Origin of the sequence: Streptomyces sp. HB132, assembly GCF_016909575.1 — a bacterium.
Taxonomy (GTDB): Bacteria; Actinomycetota; Actinomycetes; order Streptomycetales; family Streptomycetaceae; genus Streptomyces.
In genome coordinates this window covers 28,255-46,945 of record NZ_JAFBGA010000021.1, presented here as the reverse complement: position 1 = coordinate 46,945, position 18,691 = coordinate 28,255, and the positions used below count along the sequence as shown (strand labels likewise).

Annotated in this window: 13 protein-coding genes and 1 pseudogene; 4 read left to right on the top strand and 10 right to left on the bottom strand. The window is 70.5% G+C overall.

Annotated features, from left to right (window positions below; translation table 11 throughout):
• Positions 1-39: 39 nt before the first annotated feature.
• From JOC24_RS30310 to JOC24_RS33600, 3 genes and pseudogenes are all read right to left on the bottom strand, one after another.
• Positions 40-600, bottom strand: coding sequence for a hypothetical protein (locus tag JOC24_RS30310; RefSeq protein WP_205023632.1), 561 nt, complete (start codon positions 598-600; stop codon positions 40-42).
• Between the two features lie 754 nt (positions 601-1,354).
• The gene (locus JOC24_RS30305) at positions 1,355-2,008 is read right to left on the bottom strand and encodes a 4'-phosphopantetheinyl transferase family protein (protein ID WP_205023631.1); all 654 of its coding nucleotides are present in this window, start codon (positions 2,006-2,008) and stop codon (positions 1,355-1,357) included.
• A gap of 613 nt (positions 2,009-2,621) precedes the next feature.
• Positions 2,622-2,826: pseudogene (locus JOC24_RS33600) on the bottom strand (transposase); the annotation flags it as partial.
• A 216-nt stretch (positions 2,827-3,042) separates the two neighbouring features.
• Here JOC24_RS33600 and JOC24_RS30300 point away from each other — a divergent pair.
• Entirely contained in the window at positions 3,043-3,543 is a 501-nt protein-coding gene (locus tag JOC24_RS30300) for a GNAT family N-acetyltransferase (protein ID WP_205023630.1), read from the top strand.
• A gap of 691 nt (positions 3,544-4,234) precedes the next feature.
• Entirely contained in the window at positions 4,235-5,014 is a 780-nt protein-coding gene (locus JOC24_RS30295; RefSeq protein WP_205023629.1) for a thioesterase II family protein, read from the top strand.
• An 11-nt stretch (positions 5,015-5,025) separates the two neighbouring features.
• On the opposite strand, the gene JOC24_RS30290 is transcribed toward JOC24_RS30295, so the two are convergent.
• The 7 genes from JOC24_RS30290 to JOC24_RS30260 form a co-directional block, all read right to left on the bottom strand.
• Entirely contained in the window at positions 5,026-6,081 is a 1,056-nt protein-coding gene (locus tag JOC24_RS30290; RefSeq protein ID WP_205023628.1) for a phosphopantetheine-binding protein, read from the bottom strand.
• A complete protein-coding gene (locus JOC24_RS30285) occupies positions 6,063-6,836 on the bottom strand; it encodes a hypothetical protein (protein ID WP_205023627.1) in 774 nt (257 codons plus the stop codon). Before JOC24_RS30285 ends, JOC24_RS30290 begins: the two co-directional genes overlap by 19 nt.
• A gap of 4 nt (positions 6,837-6,840) precedes the next feature.
• Complete coding sequence (locus tag JOC24_RS30280; RefSeq protein ID WP_205023626.1) at positions 6,841-8,616, bottom strand: non-ribosomal peptide synthetase; 1,776 nt, start codon at positions 8,614-8,616, stop codon at positions 6,841-6,843.
• A gap of 32 nt (positions 8,617-8,648) precedes the next feature.
• Positions 8,649-11,759, bottom strand: a complete 3,111-nt coding sequence (locus JOC24_RS30275; protein ID WP_205023625.1) for a non-ribosomal peptide synthetase — start codon at positions 11,757-11,759, stop codon at positions 8,649-8,651.
• The gene (locus tag JOC24_RS30270; protein WP_205023624.1) at positions 11,749-12,993 is read right to left on the bottom strand and encodes a cytochrome P450; all 1,245 of its coding nucleotides are present in this window, start codon (positions 12,991-12,993) and stop codon (positions 11,749-11,751) included. Before JOC24_RS30270 ends, JOC24_RS30275 begins: the two co-directional genes overlap by 11 nt.
• Positions 12,986-14,314: a condensation domain-containing protein gene (locus JOC24_RS30265; RefSeq protein WP_307792786.1), complete on the bottom strand. Its 1,329-nt coding sequence runs from the start codon at positions 14,312-14,314 to the stop codon at positions 12,986-12,988. Before JOC24_RS30265 ends, JOC24_RS30270 begins: the two co-directional genes overlap by 8 nt.
• 157 nt (positions 14,315-14,471) lie before the next feature.
• A complete protein-coding gene (locus tag JOC24_RS30260) occupies positions 14,472-15,929 on the bottom strand; it encodes an amino acid adenylation domain-containing protein (RefSeq protein ID WP_307792784.1) in 1,458 nt (485 codons plus the stop codon).
• Between the two features lie 148 nt (positions 15,930-16,077).
• Between JOC24_RS30260 and JOC24_RS30255 the strand changes: the two genes are divergently transcribed.
• Together JOC24_RS30255 and JOC24_RS30250 are read left to right on the top strand one after the other, a co-directional pair.
• A complete protein-coding gene (locus JOC24_RS30255; protein ID WP_205023696.1) occupies positions 16,078-16,368 on the top strand; it encodes a hypothetical protein in 291 nt (96 codons plus the stop codon).
• A gap of 1,005 nt (positions 16,369-17,373) precedes the next feature.
• A complete protein-coding gene (locus tag JOC24_RS30250) occupies positions 17,374-18,654 on the top strand; it encodes a valine--pyruvate transaminase (RefSeq protein WP_205023621.1) in 1,281 nt (426 codons plus the stop codon).
• Positions 18,655-18,691: the final 37 nt, after the last annotated feature.

Here is an 18,691-nt window from a genome sequence, read left to right as displayed (position 1 = left end):
GCGCCGACCGGCCCTGTCCCCCGCCTCGACGGCGCTTCGTCACCCCACCGACTGGAGCACGTCGGCCTCGTAGTAGTAGACGCGGCGGCCGTTCGCACGCCGCCGCCAGCTGTTCACCGACGCCAGGCGGTAGACGTTGCTGGTGGACAGCCCCCACAGCTTGGAGACCTCCACGACGGTGAGCCACCGCTCGCCGCCCGAGGCGTTCTGCCGGCTCACCCGCCGGTCCAGTTCACGCCAGCGGTGCGCGGGCCAGGTGTGCTCGGGAGCGATGTCGCAGCGCAGTTCGCTCGGCAGGAGTTGCTCATGGGGCTGGATCACGGCGACCAGGGAGCCGCCGCACTGCGGCTCGACGCACGAGCCGACCCTGAACTTGCGGGTGCGGCTCGGATAGGCGGCCCGTCTCGCAGTGGCTGTCGTCTCGGTGATCTCGGCGACGACGTCGCCTGCTGCCGTGTGTGCGCAGAGCCACCGGGCATGGCCGTGGAGAAAGGCCGCCATCGCGTCGACCGACCGGTCGGGGGCGGCGCAGGCCCGCTCGGCGGCGACCAGGTCGGACCAGGCGAGCAGACATACCCGGAGGGAATCACGGGCGTCCACGGCTCGGGAATTGAGTGAAATTCCGCGACCCAGCTGGTGAGATACCTTTTCGCCCTTCTGTGGCGATACAGTCAGCATTTCCTCGCACTGGCGATAGAGTCGCGGAAGGGCTTTCAGATCCTGCCTGAACTGATCGAAACACTTTCCGCACACGCGCAGCCGGTCCTGGCCGGCCTGCCGCATCCTGGCGACGTCATCATCGCAATTTCGACATCGCTCGCCCCGCTGCACTTCACTCGACACATCGATTCCCGTCGTCACCATTGGAAAATCCCTGTACCGCTTTCCGCCACCACACACTGCAGGTTCGCTCGAGAAGAAGGAGATAAGACCCTCAGGCCCACAACGCCTGAAGCCCCGGCGTGCAAGGCCGCTCGGCACCCAATGCGGCCGGCGCGAACAGGATCCGCAGGATATTGCAAGCTCACGCGGCCGAACCTGTTGGCTTTCCACGCCGCACAGCGGCCACCGGACCCCGGTACACAGAAATTCGGAGTCGTGGCCCGAAAGGGAAATCCGACCACCCCCACCCCCCAAGTCGGCCCATCGCCACCGAATAAATCCTTTCGATCCCTGATTATTACACAGGCATGAACATCATCAATGGAGCCATCAGTGACCTGAATCACCAGTGAATACGTCGAATCGGATCGAAGGAGCAATGTCACCGAGCGGCGTCCGGCCGGAGGCGCCAACAGGGCGGCCATGCCGACATCGGGCCCGCGGTGAATGCCCGTACGCCGGCGCGCCGCCGTCAGTGCCGCTGCGCCGTGACCGCGACGGCGGTGACCATGAGCCCCTCCTCCACGAGCCATCGGCCCGCGAACCCGTCGGAGGGGACCGCGGGGTCGTCCGCGAGCAGGTGGGCCGAGAAGGTCCCGTCGTGGCCGATCGTGATGTCCGCCTGTTCGAAACCCAGCCAACGGCGGGTGAGCGGGAACCACGCCTTGTAGACGGCTTCCTTCATGCTGAACAGCAGCCGGTCCCAGCAGATCTCGGGAGCGAGTCCCCCCATGTCCGTGATCCGCCGCTGCTCGGCAGGGAGCGCCGTGATGTTCAGCACCCCTTCCGGCAGGGGCAGATGGGGCTCGGCGTCGATCCCTAACGCAAGCACGCCGGGCACTTGGCCGACAGCGGCTCCCCGGTATCCGTCGCAGTGCGTCATGCTGCCGACGACGCCATCCGGCCACACGGGGCTACCGCGCTCACCGGGGAGGATGGCCGCCGGTCCGATACCCAGATCCGCGAGCGCCCTGCGGGCACACCATCGGACGGCGGCGAACTCCCGTCTTCGCCCCTCCACGGCACCGCTCACGACCTCCAGCTCCCCGTGCAGGAACGGAGCATGGGGCGGGTCGCCGTACGTCTCGGCGACGGCCACCGAAGGCGGCAACAGCTTTTCGATCATCAGCGCTCCCCCGTGCGGTGGGTCTTACGACCCACCCGTCCCGAGGCCGCTTCTCGCGCGGGGTTTCCGGAGCGGGAGCGACCTCGTTGCCGACGGCGCGGATTCGGCCGAACCATCAGCGAACACCGGCCCTTTGCGATCACGCCCGGCCCGAGCCACGCTACGTCAGCCGCAGTGCACCGGCAAGCGATTCGGAGGAAACCCGGAACTGCCCTCGGCCGCCCATTCCGCACACAACTCCGTACGCCGACTTACCCGACATCGAGGGCGAGTTGGACAGCCCGCCCGGCTCGGGGGGAAGGCTTTTGGGGCATTCGGCAGTTCGGTGCGGGAGATGACTTCCCTCGCCACGGCAGGATGTACGGCCGTGCATACCGGAGAAACCTGGACCGAGCACGGCGACAGGAGATCAGCCATGGCCACTGTTGGACAATTCGACGTGAATGTCTTGCCTCTCCGGTCGGATGGCAGCGCCCTCGGCCGGACCGTCGCCCGATCGCGTCGTTCGACGGCTCGACGCACACGTGCGGTCCGGCGGCATTTCATCGACGCTGCCGGCCCCCGCTCCCGGTGAGCTCCCGAAAACGAAGGCGGAGAGCCCGAAACGGGCGCATCACAGAGAGCATGGTCGGCGCCTGAAGCCGTCGGTGCCGAGCGGGCTCCGGGAGATATGGCCGGCCGGATCACGGAAGCCGGGGGCGATGCCACGGAGGTGTCCGAGTCGGCCGTTGACTGCCTCGGTCAGGCCGCTGGACGTGCCCTTTCGGTCGGAGTTCGGCGAGAATGTCTGCGGCACGTCGCGTCAGCGTCCTGCCGAGCGGGTCGAGGGCGGGTGCGCAGCGCGCTGCGGATGCCGTAGAACGGATCACCGACCCGACCTCGGTGCCCGCGGGCGTCTTTCGCTGGATGCGTCGGCGGCATGGGGTACGGCGCATCGCCGGCATGAACGGCGAAGTGACACCTTCACCGGTGTGGCACGAAGATCGGACGTTATCCCGTTGCCGTTGCTTCGTAAGCGGGGCAGGGTCTGCGTCATGCTTGAAGTACGCACTCTGGAACCAGACGACTGGCCGATCTGGCGAGAACTGCGGCAGGCGGCCCTGGCGGAGGCGCCTTATGCGTTCGGTTCGACGCTTGCCCAGTGGCAGGGCCCTGGCGATCACGAAGGTCGCTGGCGTTCCCGTCTGGAGATCCCCGGTGCACACCATGCCATTGCGGTGGTCGACGGTCGTCCTGCGGGGATGGCCAGTGGCGTTCCGGTCGAGCAGGCAGAGGACAGCGTTGAACTGATCTCGATGTGGGTCAGTCCCACGGTCCGGGGCAGGGGGGTCGGCGACTGCCTGATCCGGGACGTCGCACGGTGGGCTGCCGAGCGGGGTGCCAAGTCTCTGCGCTTGTCCGTGATGCCGGACAACAAGAGGGCTGCCGCCCTCTACGAGCGCCACGGGTTCACGGACACCGGCGTGCCGGGTGATCTCCTGCCTGATGGCACGAGCACGAGACGGGTGTTGGTCAAGGACCTGACCATCAGCTGAGGGAACGCGGTCAGTTCACCCGGGTCGCTCGGTGATGCAAGCACGGCGAGCGGGCGTCCGCCCGACGGATCCCCTTCCCGCCGGGAACGCGAGCACGCTCGCGGCGTTCGGCGACACTTCACCCCAGCGCGGCGGCCACGGCCACGACGTCCCCTGCCCGCAGTCCGAACAGCGGTGGCGGCGGATGCGGACGCGCGGGATCGTCGTCCGCCGACCGAGTGGACGTGCGTCCGCGCGGCACGCTGCTGAGAGACGCCCACGGACAGCCGCGAGAACGGCACCAGCCGTCGGGCTCGGTCACTCGACGCCGCCGGGGCGGCCGCGTCGCGCAGCGGCTGGCTCGACGACGCGACAGTCGCAGCGCACGTTCTCCGGGGAACCCGTCAGGGAAGTGTCGGCCCCCTCGACGTACATCGCCCCGCACCGCACCCGATCACCCGGGACTGCGCCCGGGAATACCGAGGGTGCGGGAAATCAATGCGGCTCGACGACCCGTCTCCCGGGGTCGTATCCCGTGCGGACCCGCGGTGACACCGACTCAGGTCTGCACCGGCCACAATGCATTCACCGTGACGAACGCGACACCCGGTGAAGCAGCATGGAATTCGCTGTGGAAGCTCGCCCCGCAGGCGGCACTGTGGCAGGCTGTTCTGGCCGACGAGTTGGACCGGAAACGAAGACGAGGACGCACATGCACGGAATTCCGCCCACGCAGCCCTGGGTCCAACGACTGTCGAAGACCGACCCGCCGGGGGGCATAAGGCTGTTCTGTTTCCCCTACGCCGGCGGCGGCGCTTCTTCATTCCGCGGCTGGGCCGATCTGCTGCCGGACGAGATCGACGTCCACGCCATTCAGCCGCCGGGCCGTGAGGAGCGGTTGTTCGAGGATCCGGTCGACACCCTGGAAGCGGCCCTGGACGCCGTCGTCCCGGCTCTGCTGGAATACTCGAAGGAGCCCTTCGCCCTGTTCGGACACAGCCTCGGGGCGATCGTCTGCTGGGAGGCGGCCCGTGTCCTGCGCGAGGACCACGATGTCGAACCGGTCCATATGTTCCTTTCGGGAATCCGTGCGCTGCCGGCCGTTCACGACGGACGGCGGGACCTGCACACGCTTCCCGAAGCGGAACTGATCGAGGAACTGAGGCGAATGAACGGCACTCCGGAGGAGATTCTCCGGAGTGCCGACTTCATGCGGATCCTGCTTCCTGCGGTGCGCGCGGACTATGCGATGCTCTCGCGTTACTCCTTTCTGCCGCAGAAGCCTCCGGGCGCACCGGTCACGGTATTCGGCGGCACGAGCGACCCGGCCGTCGGAATGGACCATCTCCAGCAGTGGTCAGAGTTGGTCGAGGGTGAACTCGACGCGGTGGTCCTGCCCGGAGACCACTTCTTCCTGCATGAGTCCAGGAAACAGCTTCTCGAGGAGATAGCGAATCGTATCGCCGGATCCGGTCAGTCGTCCGGCCGGTAGTCCTCGCGCGGTCAGCTCCGATCCTCTCGGCCGTCGTCGATGTCTTTCATGGCGTTCTCGACGGCCTTGAGGGTCGGCTCGTGCACGATCATCTCGAAATGGTCGACGGGCACGTGGTGCTGCTGGTAATCGGCGAGCCCCAGGTCCGGCCAGTCGGTGACCGGGTGCGTGGTGCGCTCGATGTCCGACGGATCGTCCCTGTCATCCGTCGAGAACAGGCGCACGGCGAAGTCGCCCGGCTCGGGCACGTAGCCGGACACCGCGGACCCCACGGAGCCGAAGACCCGCAAGCCGGCCTCGAATTCGGCGAAGTCGGTCTCGATGGGGTCGGGTCCCATCGAGCTCACCGCCCGGAACACCGCTGCCGCGTCCGGCTCCTCACCCTCGGGGATGACCATGCCCGCCTCCCCCGCGACGGACACGAGCTTCTCCCGGGCGGCGTCGCTCACGGACAGCGGCGGGCAGTACAGCGAGGTGTTGAGCAGGATGACGGACCGCACGTCCCAGCCCCGCAGGCGGAGCCCGGCGGCCAGTTCGTAGGCGAGGATGCCTCCCACGCAGTATCCGGCCAGGTGCAGGCTGCGCGGCGCGTCCGCCTTCTCCAGGACGCCGATGAAGTCGTCGACGATCTCCGCCCGGGTCCGGCAGGGTTCGCCCTCAGCCGGGTCGAGGCCCCGGGCCTGGAGGCCGAGCACCGGACGGTCGATCGGGTCGCCGCCGAACCGGTGGAGCCCGATGACCCCACCGCTGGCCGCCGGCACCAGGAGCAGAGTCGCGCCGGTGCCCTTGGGGTTGAGGGTCAGCAGCCGGCCACCGGATCCCGGGGTGTCGTTCCTGATCCGGGCGCTGAGACCCCCGAACGTCGAGGCCTCGAACAGCGTCTGCAGGGGGATCCGGGTGCCGAGGGCGCCCCGCAGCGCGGAGACCAGCTTCGCTGCCAGCAGGGAGGACCCACCCGAGCCGAAGAAGTCCGTGTCCAGGGACGCGGGCGGCCGGCCCAGCACCCGCGACCACTGGGCGGCGACGACGGCCTCGGTGGCGTCTCGTTCTACGAATTGCGACTGCACGGCTCTTCCTCCCCCTGAATTTCTCCGGCCTCGGGAGCCGAGAGGAATTCCGCCACCAGAGGTGTCACCGCCGGTGTCCCGAACAGTTCCTGCACGTTCAGCCCCGTCCGGTGCACCGAGTGCGCGTCGGCCTCCGCCCATTCGGAGTCCCTGCTGAGGACGACGCGACCCAGCTGCGGAAGGGTGGTGCGCTCGGCCGCGGCGGACAGCGTGAAGCCGAGCCAGGCCCGCTGGCCCTCCGTCAGTTCGTCGGCGATCTCGTCGTCCAGGTCGGGTGCGGCCCGGGTGACGAGGGAACGGAGGAAGGAACTGGCCAGCCGCAGGGCGTCGGACGCCGGGAGGCCGGTGATGTCCGGCACTTCCGACGGCTCCAGTGTGTCGTCCATGCCCAGGGCGAGGTCCAGCAGCAGTTCCCGGGGCGTTCCGGGGTCGGGGACCACCGGGTCGAAGACGACGAGCGGCGTGCCCGGCGCGGGCAGTTCGTCGACGAGCAGTGTCGCGAGTTCGGCGGCGGTGCAGTAGGCGAACACGGCCCGTGGGGGGCCGGCCGCCGCGATCTCGGCTGCCCAGTGCCGCGCCTGTGCCGCCAGGTCGGGGACCTTCTCGGCCAGTCCGGGGTACCGCAGCGGGTCGATCCTGATGCGGTGCGCGTGCAGTTCCGGCGGGAGGACGGGGTCGAAGCTGCGCTGAGGTATCTCGTTGCCGAACTCGATGACGACGATCGGCCCGGCGTGGGTGGTCGTGTTGCCTGACATCCGTTCAGTCTCCGTTCTTCGAGGCTGCGTCGACCTCGGCAGCGAGGTCCTCGAGGACCGGGTGATCGAAGACGGCCCGCAGCCCGACCTTCACGCCGAACCGGTCACGTACCTTGCCGATCATGCGTGCCGCGAGCAGCGAATGCCCGCCGACGTCGAAGAAGTTGTCGCGGGCGCCCGGCACGATGCCGGTCAGATCGGTCCAGATCTCCGCGATGCCCTCCTCGACGGAGCCGGGTCGGAAGGCCGCCTCGGACTGCGTGGCCGGCTCGGCGCGCGCGTCCAGCAGGGCGTTGCGGTCGATCTTGCCGTTCGGGGTCAGCGGCATGGCGTCCAACCGCTGGACGCGGGAGGGGACCATGTACCGGGGCAGCCTTGCCGCCAGCGCCTCCTGCAGCGCCTCCGCGGTGGCCTCGCCGGTGTAGAAGGCGACCAGCGAGCCGCCCGAGCCGTCGTCGCACAGCACGACGGCCGACTGGCTGACGTCCGCCACCACCAGCATGGCGTGCTCGATCTCGGCCGGTTCGACCCGGTTGCCGCGAACGCTGAGCTGGGTGTCGCGTCGTTCCACGAACTCGAGGTCGCCGGAGTCGGTCCAACGGCAGACGTCCCCGGAGGCGTACCACCGGTCGGACGTGCCGGCGGTGTTCCCGCCGTGGCTTTCGGGGCCACCCGCGGCCGCGGGGGCCGTACGTACGAACTTCTCCCCGGTGAGGGTGGGGTCGTTGCGGTAACCGGACGCCAGGACCGCCCCCGAGATGAGGAGTTCACCTGTCGCGCCGGGCCCGTCCACGTCCAGGCCCCGTGCGTCGACCAGACGGACGCGCGCGCCGGTGATGGGCTTCCCGATGACCGGAGGCCGGCCGGGCTCGTCGGTTCCGCGCAGGTCGCGGCTGGCGGTCGTGACGACGGTGGCCTCGGTCGGGCCGTAGTGGTTGTGGACCGCGGCGGGGAACGACCCGCCGGGCCGTACCCGCAGCCGGTCGCCTCCGGTGAGGAGGACCCGCAGGGACTGCGGCGGCGTCTCCGAACCGATCAGCTCCTCGGCCAGCGGAGTGCTCAGGAAGCACTGCTCGATCGCGTTCTCCTGGAGGAAGTCCGCGATGGCCGCGACGTCGCCGCCCAGTGGCTCGGCAGGCAGGACGAGGGTCGCGCCGTTGGCGAGCGCCGCCCAGGTCTCCCAGACCGAGGCGTCGAACCCCAGGCCGGCGAAGGCGGCCACGCGCGTGCCGGGCCCTGTCCCGTACGTCTCACGGTGCCAGTCCAGCAGGTTCGACAGGCTGGCGTGCGCGACCTCGACGCCCTTCGGCGTCCCGGTGGAACCGGACGTGTAGATGACGTAGGCGAGCGTGGTCCCGACCCGCTTCGGTTCCCCGGTCGGGCCGGGGAGAGCACCCGGCGGCACGGGTACCGTCCGCGGTATCCGGTGCCGCAGGTCGGGCTGCGCCAGTGCGGCGAGCGGCCGTGCGTCGTCGAGGACCGACTCGATGCGCCCGTCCGGCAGGGCGGGGTCGAGCGGGAGGTAGGCGGCCCCGGCGCGCCAGGCCGCCAGCTGGGCGACCACGCCGGGTACGCCCCGATCGAAGAGGACGGCGAACAGGCAGTCGGGCTCGAATCCCTCCGTCTCCTGGAGACGCGCCGCCACGGTGCCTGCCTCGTCCCACAGACGGCGGTAGGTCAGCACGTCCTTGCCGCACTCGATCGCCGTCGAGTCCGGGTTCTCCTCGACGAAGCGCCGCAGCAGGCGCACGACCGTCCGTTCCTCTGGAATGTCCTGCATGTGGAGGTGGGATCCCTTCGGGTGGTGGCTGTTCACGGGCGCGGAGAGGCCGGCAGCTCGCCGGAGACCAGCAGCTCCTCGTAGACGCGGGCCAGGCGGTGTCCGGTGCCGGAGACGACACGGTCCGCCTGGAAGGAGACGTCCACGCGCAGCCCGCCGCCCGCCGTCGGCCAGACCTCGCAGACGATCTCGTGCATGGCTGTCGGCGGCTCCATCGGCAGGCGTCGCACCTCACACCCGGTGAGCGCGAGCTCCACGGGCGCGGAGCTCTGCATGGCGAACATGGTCTGGTAGAGCGGGTTGCGGCCGGTCCGGGGCGGCCGGACCGCCCGGGCCACCTCGGCGAAGGCCACGTCCTGGCGGGCGAATGCCTCGTCGACGACGGGACGTGCCACCTTCGCCAGGTCTGCGAGCGCGGGCGCGCCCTCCCTTCCGGAAAGGCGCAGGCACACGACGTCCACCAGGCAGGACACTGCTGCCATCGAGTCGGGTCCGGAACGGCGCACCAGGGGTACGCCGATGCCGAAGTCGTCCTGCCCTGTCACCTCCGCGAGTGCGGCCGCGTACCCGGCCACGAGAGGCAGGAACAGGGTCGATCCCAGCTGTCCGGCCTCGGCGCGGAGGCGGTCGGTGACCGCCGCGTCGAGGGTGAACCCCAGGTTCGTGACCGGCCGCTCCTCCTCCGGCCCGGGTACGGGCACGGTGAGTTCCGGCAGGTTCTGGAGATGCTCCGTCCAGTACGCCAGTTGAGCGGCGGCCTCTTCGGGTGCCCCGAACCGCGCGGCCTCGTCGGCGACCTGACGCAGGGTCGGCGCGGGGTGCTCGAAGCGCGGTGCGGCGCCGCGGCCGCGGGCCTCGTAGGCGTGCGTCAGCTCTGCGACGAGGAGATCCTGCGACCACCCGTCGAAGGCGATGTGGTGGACGGTGACGCCCAGCAGCGCCCTGGCTTCGTCCACCGGAACGTGCACGCACCGCCAGACCCGCCCGTCCTCGACGGGCAGGGGCCGGTTCAGCGCCTCTTCCAGCCGCGCGGCCCCCGGCCCGTCGTCGGCGCTGAGCGTCTCGACGCGGACGGGGTGCACGGCGTCCGGTGCGACGGCCACCGGCTCGGGGTCGAGGCGGTACGCGGTCCTGAGGGCCTCGTGGCGCTGCTGGAGGTCGTTGAGGGCCTGCTCCAGGACGGCGGTGTCCAGCGGGCCGGTGACCTCCCACAGCAGGTGGCAGAGGGCCGCGGAATCGCTCGGGTCCAGCTCGTGGAGCAGGCCGAAGTGGGCCTGGATGCCGTCGAGTCGGACCCGGTCGTCGCGACCCGTCGTCATGGGCGGTTCGGGGGCGGAGCCGGTCTCCAGGAGGTGTACCAGCCCGTTGGCCGTCGAGTTGCGCAGGAAGCCGGAGACGGGCACGGAGACACCCGTACGGTCGGAGAGCCGCGCGCAGAGGCGGATGGCGTCGAGGGACGTGCCTCCCAGCATCGCGAACGGCACGTCGGGCGCCGCCTCTGTTCCCAGGAGTGCGCGGAGTTCCTCCCGGACGACAGCCGTCCACCGGCCTTCGGGCTGTGCGGTCGCGCCGGGCGCGGGCGTCTCGGCCGATGCGTCGTCGGGGGCCGCACGGGACATCGACAGCAGACGCGCGGTGTCCGTCTTCCCGGTGGCCGACAACGGGATCGCGTCGACGCGCCGCAGGTCGTCGGGGACGCTGTGGGGCGGCAGCCCGGCCACGAGTTGGTCGTGTACGGCAGCCGGGACGGTGTTCCCCCCGGCTGCTCCCGGCTCAGCGACGTAGAAGAGCACCATGGAGGTGTAGGAGCCGTCCTGGCCGGCCACCGGCACCGCGACCGCCTGCTTGACCTGGGGCAGCGAGAGGCAGACGTTCTCGATCTCCAGCGGCTCGATCCGACGTCCTCGGATCTTCACCTGCCGGTCGGCCCGGCCGATGTAGTGGAGCAGCCCGTCGGGGTCGGCGAACCCCAGGTCCCCGGTCCGGTAGATGCGGACGGTGTCTCCGTCGACGACGGTGTCCGCGAAGCGTTCGGCGGTGTCCTCGGGCATGCCCAGGTACTCGAGGGCGAGTCCGTCCCCGCCGATGCAGATCTCTCCGGTCTCCCCAGGCGGACACGTGCGGCCGTCCCGCAGCACGTGGACGGTCGTGTGCGGCACGGGCCTGCCGATGGGGATGCCGTGCGGGCGTTCCGTGTCCTGCCGCGCCACGTCGTGCGTGGTGGTGAAGACGCACGACTCGACGGGTCCGTAACCGTTGGTCAGCCGCACCGTGGGGTGGGCGTCCAGGAAGCGGCGGACATGGTGCGGCGACAGCCGCTCCCCGCCTGTCAGCACGTGCCGCAGCCCGAGGAAGCAGGAGGGGTCCTCGTCCACGAACGCGTTGAAGAGGGACGTGGTCAGCCATGCCGTGTCCACGTTCCGGTCGCGTACGAGCCCGGCGAGCCCGGAGGGGAGCAGGTACTCGTCCTCCACGAGCGCCACCGTGCCGCCGCAGGCCAGAGGCCCCCACAGCTCTAGGCTGGCGACGTCCCACGGCAACGCCACCGACGCGAGCATGACATGCCCGGGACCGAGGTCGGCGAAGCCTCCGGGCTGGAAGAGCCGCGCGGTGGCACGGTGCGGGGTGACCACGCCCTTGGGGACGCCGGTGCTGCCCGAGGTGAAGAAGACGGTGGCCGCGCTTCCGCCGTCGCAGGCGGCGACGGGGGCGGGGCGCCGGCGTCGGACCGCTTCGGCGACGGGGTGGTCCGACGCGGACCAGGCGGGCACATCGAGGTGCCGGGGCTCCTCCACCACCGCGAGCGGCGGTTCGAGCCGACCGAGGATGGAGGCCAGCCGTTCCTCGGGCCAGCTCGGGTCCAGAGCGGCGTAGGCGGCCCCGCACTTGAGGACGGCGAGCACGACGGCCACGTACTGGGGTGAGCGGCTCATCAGTACGGGCACCCGGTGCCCCTCGGTGACGCCCAGGGCGCGCAGCTCCGCGGCGTAGTCGTCGCTGGCCGCGTCCAGTTCCCCGTACGTGAGACGGGTTTCGCCCTGTACGACGGCGAGGGCGCCGGGATGCGCGCGGGCCCGGCGGACGACGGCCTCGTGGATGAGCCGGCCGTGTTCCCAGGAGCTGGTTGCGGCGTCACGCGTCATTACGGGTTCCCCCTCTGACCTTGAGGTGTTCCAGAACGGTGAGGCCGTAGTGCGAACGGGTCACGGGCACGGCGGCCTCCTCGACGACGTCCCAGCGGGCGCCGAGCCTGCGCAGGACGACCTCGGTCTCCAGACGTGCCAGTCCGGCTCCCAGGCAGTAGTGCGCGCCGAATCCGAACGTGAGGTGCCGTCTGATCTCCCGACCGGGCCGGAGGTGGTCGGGGTCGTCGAAGACGGCCGGGCTGCGGTTGGCCGCACCGAGCATGATCAGCACGAGGTCGCCGGCCTCGATGCGGTGCCCGGCGACGTCGACCGGGGCGGTCGCGAAGCGCGCGAGCTGCTGGACCGAGGTGTCGAAGCGCAGCAGCTCCTCCACGGCGGCGGTCGGCCCGGCCTCCAGGACCTCCGCCCAGGCCCCCGCGTGCAGGGCGGCCCGTACGGCCTTGCCTATGAAGGTCGAGGTCGTCTCGAAGCCGGCGTAGATGAGCAGGCTCGCGGTGGCCCAGACGTCCTGTAGCTCGATCTCACCTCTCCTGTGCGCCTGTGCCAGCAGCCACAGGCCCGACCCCTCGGGCACCTCGCCCCGAAGCGCGTCGTCGACGGCCGCGGTCACCTCGTGCAGTGCCTGGTACCCGCGGGTGACCACCTCGGGGAGGTAGTCCGCGACGAGCAGAGCCGCGATGTCGGGCGCCCACACGGCGAGGCGGGGTGCCACGTCGTCGGGCAGCCCGAGGATGTGGCAGATGACCCGGCTCGACAGAGGAACCGCGAGGTCCTCCATGACGTCGAGCACGTCACGCTCGGGCGCGAGGAGTTCGTCCACGAGCTTCTCCACGACGGGGCGTGCCGCGGCCAGGCGTTCGGCCGAGAAGAGCGGGGCGACGATCTTCCGGGCGTCGGCGTGCGCGGGGTCGTCGTTGAACATGAACCACCTGCGCACCAGTTCGGAGGTGCGGCTCCCGTCGCCGCTCCCGCCCTCCGCTGGGGTGTGCAGCTTGCTCCTGCCCTGCTCGGGCCAGGCCGCCGAGAGGGACGGGTGGCGCAGGAGTTCGGTCACCTCGCGGAATCCGGTGACGAGCCATACTCCGAGGTCCTCGTCCCAGCGGACGGACTCGTCGTCCCGCAGGTGGAGGTAGTCCGTGCAGGGGTCCGCCTGCGCTCGGCCGGGCACGTGGTAGGGGCAACGGCCCGTACGGGGGGCGGCGCCCTGCGCCGTCCGCTGTGCGTCACTCATCGGCGGTACCTCCGTCCTCCCCGCGCGGCGGGGGGCTGATCTTCCGCAGCGGCGCCAGGTCGACGGCACCCACGGTGCCGGGCGCGCCGTCGGCGAGGCTCATCAGCGCGGTCTCGACGGAGGCGAGGTATCGGCCGGTCGCCTCGCCGCCGAGGTAGTCCTCGCTCGCGGTCAGCGACAGGTGCAGACCTGATCCCATGGCGACTCTGAGATTGAAGCGCGGCCCGCCCTGCCAGGCGTCGGCGAACCACTCGACACCGTCGTGTGCCGGTGATCCCTCGTCCGGGGGCAGGGCGATCTCCCCGAGGTAGTTGAAGTAGCAGTCGAACTGCAGAGGGTCGGGGTTGACGCTGCCGGCCTCCACGAGCCGGGTACGGAGTTCGTCGACGCTGTACGAGCCGTGGAGCAGGCGCTCCAGGCTGCCCATGTAGAGCGTGCGCAGGAACGCCTCGGGTGAGGCGTCCCGGTCGGCGGCCACAGTGACCGGGGCGAGCTGGTTCATGCTGCTGAGCAGAGTCTGCCAGCGCTTGGCTATGCGGTTTCCGGCGAGCAGCCCGAACGTGGCCCGGTCACGGCCGTTCAGGTCGAAGAGTGCGAGGGATGCCGCGCCGAGGATCACGGACTGGACGGACACGGAGAGGCGCTCGGAGACCGCGCGAGCGGCGGTCTGGGCGCGCTCGGAGTACAGCACGGCCCGGTACCGCCGGCTCGTGTCGCCGCCCTGCCGGTCCTCGTCGACGAAGCCCCGCCATTCGTCGAGCCAGAACTCGATGGTCCTGTGGCGCTGCTGTTCGTCCCGGTGCTGTTCCAGGGCGAGCTCGACGGGCTGCGGCGGGTCGGGGGCGAGGGTGCCCCCGGACACGAGGGTGTGGAACTCGTCCTCCACCAGGGTGCAGGCCGCGCTGTCGGCGGCCAGGTGGTGCACGACGCACACCAGGTGGGTGACGACACCTCGGTGGACTGCGACGGCGGCGCGCCACGAGTGATCCACGTCGAAGTGGATCTCCTGCTGTGCCCATTCCTCGGCGACGGCCAGGGCCGCTTCACGGGTGGGGTCGGACAGCTCGGTCGTGTCGAGTTCCAGGCCCAGGAAGGGGTGGACCGTCTGGGTGGGCTCAGCGGCCCGGCGGTCGTACACGGTCCGCAGCGCCTCGTGCCGCTCGACCAGCCTCGCCCAGGCCTCGGTCACCTGGTCCACGCCCGCGCCGGAGGGGACGTCGAGGACGAGGGGGAGATTGCCGTCGCTCTGCTCTTCGGGCCCCGACAGGTCGAGGTCCCTCAGCACCGACAGCTGGCCGAAGGTCAGCGGCGCGGTCTTCACCTGACTCAACTCGTTTCCTCCATAGGCTTGTTGGTGTCCCCGGATGCCGGACGGCGCCATGTGCGCCCGTACGGCGGCCCGGGGCGCCCGGTGCGGGTGCGGCGGCGCCGGTGGAACCGCTCACGGCAGTGCGTCCACGGCGTTCCGGCCGCATCCCCTACTCGTTCGCCAGAAGTACCCGGTCGACTTTTCCGGCGGTGGTCCGCGGAAGGGTGTCGCGAACGACGATCCGGCTCGGGCAGTGGCTGGCGGGGAGCCGTTCGCGCAGCCAGTCCTGGATCTCCTTGACGGAGGCGCCGTCCCCTCCGGAGGCGACATGAGCGGTGATCGACGCGCGCTCCGGCCGGTCGGCGTCGCGCAGGACGGCGACTGCGGCGGCGACTGCCGGGTGCTCCTCCAGGACGGCCTCGATCTCACCGAGTTCGATGCGGTGGCCGCGCAGTTTGATCTGGTCGTCGGCACGTCCGAGGTACTCCAGGGAGCCGTCCGCCCGGTGTCTGGCACGGTCGCCCGTGCGGTAGAGCCGTCCGCCGCCGTCGGGCGTCGTCCCGACGGGGAACCGCTCGGCGGTCAGGTCGTCCCTGTCCAGGTAGCCCAGCGCGATTCCCGCTCCGTACAGCACGATCTCGCCGTCCGTACCGGGCTCGGTGACGGCCTCCTCCAGATGCGTCGCGCCGTCGTCGTCCACGGCCGCGAGATAGAGGCCGGTGCCCTTCAGGGGGCGCCCCAGGGAGATGACGTCCGGTGATTCGACGTGTGCGGCGGTGGCCCAGATCGTGGCCTCCGTGGGGCCGTACAGGTTCCAGAGCTCCGCGCCCAGGGGTATGAGACGACGCGCCAGTTCCGGGGTGAGGGCCTCTCCGCCGCACCAGAGCCTGGCGCCCTCGAGGCCGGCCCACTCCGCCGAGAGGAGCATGCGCCAGAAGCTGGGCGTGGCCTGGATGACCTGGGGTGCGTGTTCGCCCAGGAAGTCCTGGAAGCAGTACGGGTCGAAGCGCACCTCGCCCGGCACGACGAGCAAGGACGCGCCGACCGTCAGCGGCAGCAGCATCTCCGCCATCGAGATGTCGAAGGACAGAGCGGTCGCCGCGACCATCGTCTCGCCCGCCGCGAGCCCGGGCGTCGACGCCAACCCCGCGAGCCGGTCGAGCAGCGCCGTGTGCGGGACCATGACGCCCTTGGGACGCCCGGTCGACCCCGAGGTGTACATGACGTAGGCGACATCGGCCATGTCCGGCCCGCGGGGAACGAAGGGTCCCCCGGCAGCCAGGACGGGCTCGACGGTGAACGCGCACTCGGCGGTCTCGCGCAGGACGAGGGACGGGCGGGCGTCCGCGAGGATCCGCCGGCGGTGCGCGGGGGGACTCTCCCGGTTCAGCGGCAGTACGGCGCACCCGCTGCCGGCCGCGGCGAGGATGCCGATGACCCCGCCGGCCGGGCCGGCGGCGTCGAGGGCGACCAGCGAGCCGGCCGGGGTGTGCGCGAGGATCTCCTCGCCGAGGGCGGCCGCCGTCTCCGACAGTTCGCGATAGGTGAAGGTCCGGGTGGCGCGCACGGCCACCGCGCCAGGGGTCCGCGCGGCCTGAGCGTCGAAGGTGTCTCGAATCGTCTCCACGCGCCGCCTACTTCGCACCGGAACAGGTACGGCCGGGGAGTCGGCCGTGAGCCGGGCCCCGCCGCTCGCCCGTCCCGGACGGACGGGAGGGGATGCGTCCCCCGGGCCCGGGAGCACGGCGGCCGGACCGTTCGCGGAGGGTGTCCGCGTGGGCGGCGGTGAGCGGCTCACCGGCCCGGCGGTGCTGCGCCTGCCCTCCGCGGCGACCCTGCCGCCCGCGGTCCACATCGGCGGTGTGCCACCGGAAAGAAGTCTCTATTCCGCTTCCCACTTCATTCCCCTTTCCGACGATTCGCAAGAGCCCGAGTATTTCGACGGGATCACCCACCGAACCGGCCTGAATCAGGTCGGCCGAATCAACCGGGATGTCGTGCGGGTCCGCGGAAGCGGTCGTCACGTGCGGAAGTGCGACGGAGTTCGGCCGAAGGTCCACGAATGAATCGCCGAGTGACGACGAAGTACGGCCCGAACTCCCCGCCGCTTCTTCCAGTACGCTGTCGACCAGCCCCACAACGGCGTCGGACATTCCGCTCCTTGATGTACGTCCCCCGGCCCCGGCGCGGTTCCCACCTGACGGCCCGGGCTCGTTCACGGTTGCGCCGTCCCACGGCGACAGCGCCGCCACGGTCCGGTCCCACGCGCGGCGGGGCGGTCCCCGCCATCACGGCATACGGCCGACAGCCGAGGTCAGGGCCTCGTCCCTCCGCGCTGCTTCCGGGCACGACACGTGCCGGCGCCCGCCGTCACACGGCGGCACCGCACGTCGTCCTGACGCCACAGCAGACTGCGCCCCGCATCCCCGTCTCCCCTCTCGCGCCGGGCCGGCAGCATACGACGGCAGCGATTCACCCTCGGCAACAGCCAGGGGTGTGCTGCCCGCCTCGTGTACGACCGAGCGGCGCATCGGATATGCACCACATCTACCACGAGGGGCCCCGAAGGACGACCTCACTGTATGGGGTGGGACCGAATCAGGGAAGAGTTGATCATCTTTCTCTGCACACACCTGTCTTGAGTATCCGTCAGAGGTCCGTACCACTTTGGTCAATTCGACGTACGGAGTAATTCGACTGTTGGGGCATCGCATTGACTATCGGACAGTTCCCCTCGATCTGGGCATCGTCCGCACGCACACCCGCGCCGTGAGCGCGTCCGTCGGCGGGGGCCCTGTCGATCAAGGGCGTTGACAGAATCGCCCGGCGCTAAGAACATGAACGACACGCTGTGCTTCCTGTGCGCGCCTCCGGCCGAGGCCCCCGCCTGCGGGACCGTCGGGTGACTTCGCGTCCACTCGCCGCCTCCAGCCGGTGCGGCAGTATCACCGCACCGCGCCCGGATGGTGCGCACCTCGCCACCCTGCCCTCCCCGGCCCGCACCCCTGGGCGCGCGTGCTCCCGCGCGCGCCGCGCGCTGGCACTCATCACTCGAGTTCCAGGAGAACCGCATGGAGTTGTCACTGAGTGGCACCAAGATGGCCGGCGTCTCCGGCCTCCGCAGCATCATGGACGATGTGGCCGCCAGCACGGCGGACGCGTCGGCCGGCGAGTGGCTCAACCTCAGCGTGGGCAATCCGGCCACCATCGCGGACGCCGGCGAGATGTGGCGGGCCGCCCTGACGGACTCACTGGCCGAGGACTTCGAGCGGGCCGGCTGCCACTACGGCCCTTCCCGCGGCAGCCAGGTCCTGATCGGGGCCGTCGTGGAGTACTTCAACCGGACGTACGGCTGGCAGCTCGGCCCGCAGAACGTCGTGATCGGGCCCGGCAGCCAGATGCTGTGCTTCGCCGCGGCCGCCCTCTTCGCGGGGCCGGGCAGGCTGGGCGACAGGAAGATGGTCCTGCCCATGGTTCCCGACTACACCGGCTACCAGGGCCTGTGCATGCACGACGGGGGCATCGTGGGAGTACCGCCCCTGATAGAGCGGCAGGGCGAACACAGCTTCCGGTACGCACTGGACATCGACGCTCTCAGGCGGCAGCCGGACATCGGGATGATGCTGGTCTCCAGCCCCGGCAACCCGACCGGGCGCGCCCTGGACCGGGCCGAGCTGGACGCGCTGACCGCACTGGCCGCCGAACGGGACGTTCCGCTTCTCCTGGACCAGGCGTACGGCTCCCCGTTCCCCAGGATCGCCGAGGTGCACACCGAGCCTGTTCTGCACGACCACCTGATCAACTGCTTCTCGGCGTCCAAGGCCGGGCTTCCCGGAGAACGCGTCGGGTTCGCGATCGGCCCGCCGAAGTACATCGACGCGCTGGCGTCGTTCATGTCCAACTCCGTCCTGCACGCCCCGCAACTGCCACAGGCCGCCCTTGCGCGCGTCCTGGGGGACGGCCGGCTGGACCGCGTCACCCGCGAGGCGATCACGCCCTACTACCGGGAGAAGCGGCGCTTCGCCGCGGGCCTGCTGGCGGAGGCGATGCCGCCGGACATGGACTGGCGGATGCACTCGGGCGTCGGCGGCATGTTCTGCTGGCTGTGGGTGGACCACCCGTGGTTCGACGATCTCGACCTCTACCGCAGGCTGAAGGAGAGACGCGTGTTCGTCGTGCCGGGACGGCACTTCTTCGTGGACCCGCTCTCCTCCCCCGGCCTGGACGGCCACGCGACCCGCTGCTTCCGCATCAGTCTCAGCACCGAGGAGAAGGTGCTCTCCGAGGGCATCCGTCATGTGGCCGACGTACTGAGGGAGATGCGTGCTTCAGCGGTTTCGGCAGACACGTGACCGTCCCGCCTCCGCCGGTCTCCGCGAGGACGAGCGG

Coding starts and splice junctions, on each gene's coding strand:
- JOC24_RS30305 (WP_205023631.1), bottom strand. CDS start 2,008: ATGATCGAAAAGCTGTTGCCGCCTTCGGTGGCCGTCGCCGAGACGTAC.
- JOC24_RS30300 (WP_205023630.1), top strand. CDS start 3,043: ATGCTTGAAGTACGCACTCTGGAACCAGACGACTGGCCGATCTGGCGA.
- JOC24_RS30295 (WP_205023629.1), top strand. CDS start 4,235: ATGCACGGAATTCCGCCCACGCAGCCCTGGGTCCAACGACTGTCGAAG.
- JOC24_RS30285 (WP_205023627.1), bottom strand. CDS start 6,836: ATGTCAGGCAACACGACCACCCACGCCGGGCCGATCGTCGTCATCGAG.
- JOC24_RS30280 (WP_205023626.1), bottom strand. CDS start 8,616: ATGCAGGACATTCCAGAGGAACGGACGGTCGTGCGCCTGCTGCGGCGC.
- JOC24_RS30275 (WP_205023625.1), bottom strand. CDS start 11,759: ATGACGCGTGACGCCGCAACCAGCTCCTGGGAACACGGCCGGCTCATC.
- JOC24_RS30270 (WP_205023624.1), bottom strand. CDS start 12,993: ATGAGTGACGCACAGCGGACGGCGCAGGGCGCCGCCCCCCGTACGGGC.
- JOC24_RS30250 (WP_205023621.1), top strand. CDS start 17,374: ATGGAGTTGTCACTGAGTGGCACCAAGATGGCCGGCGTCTCCGGCCTC.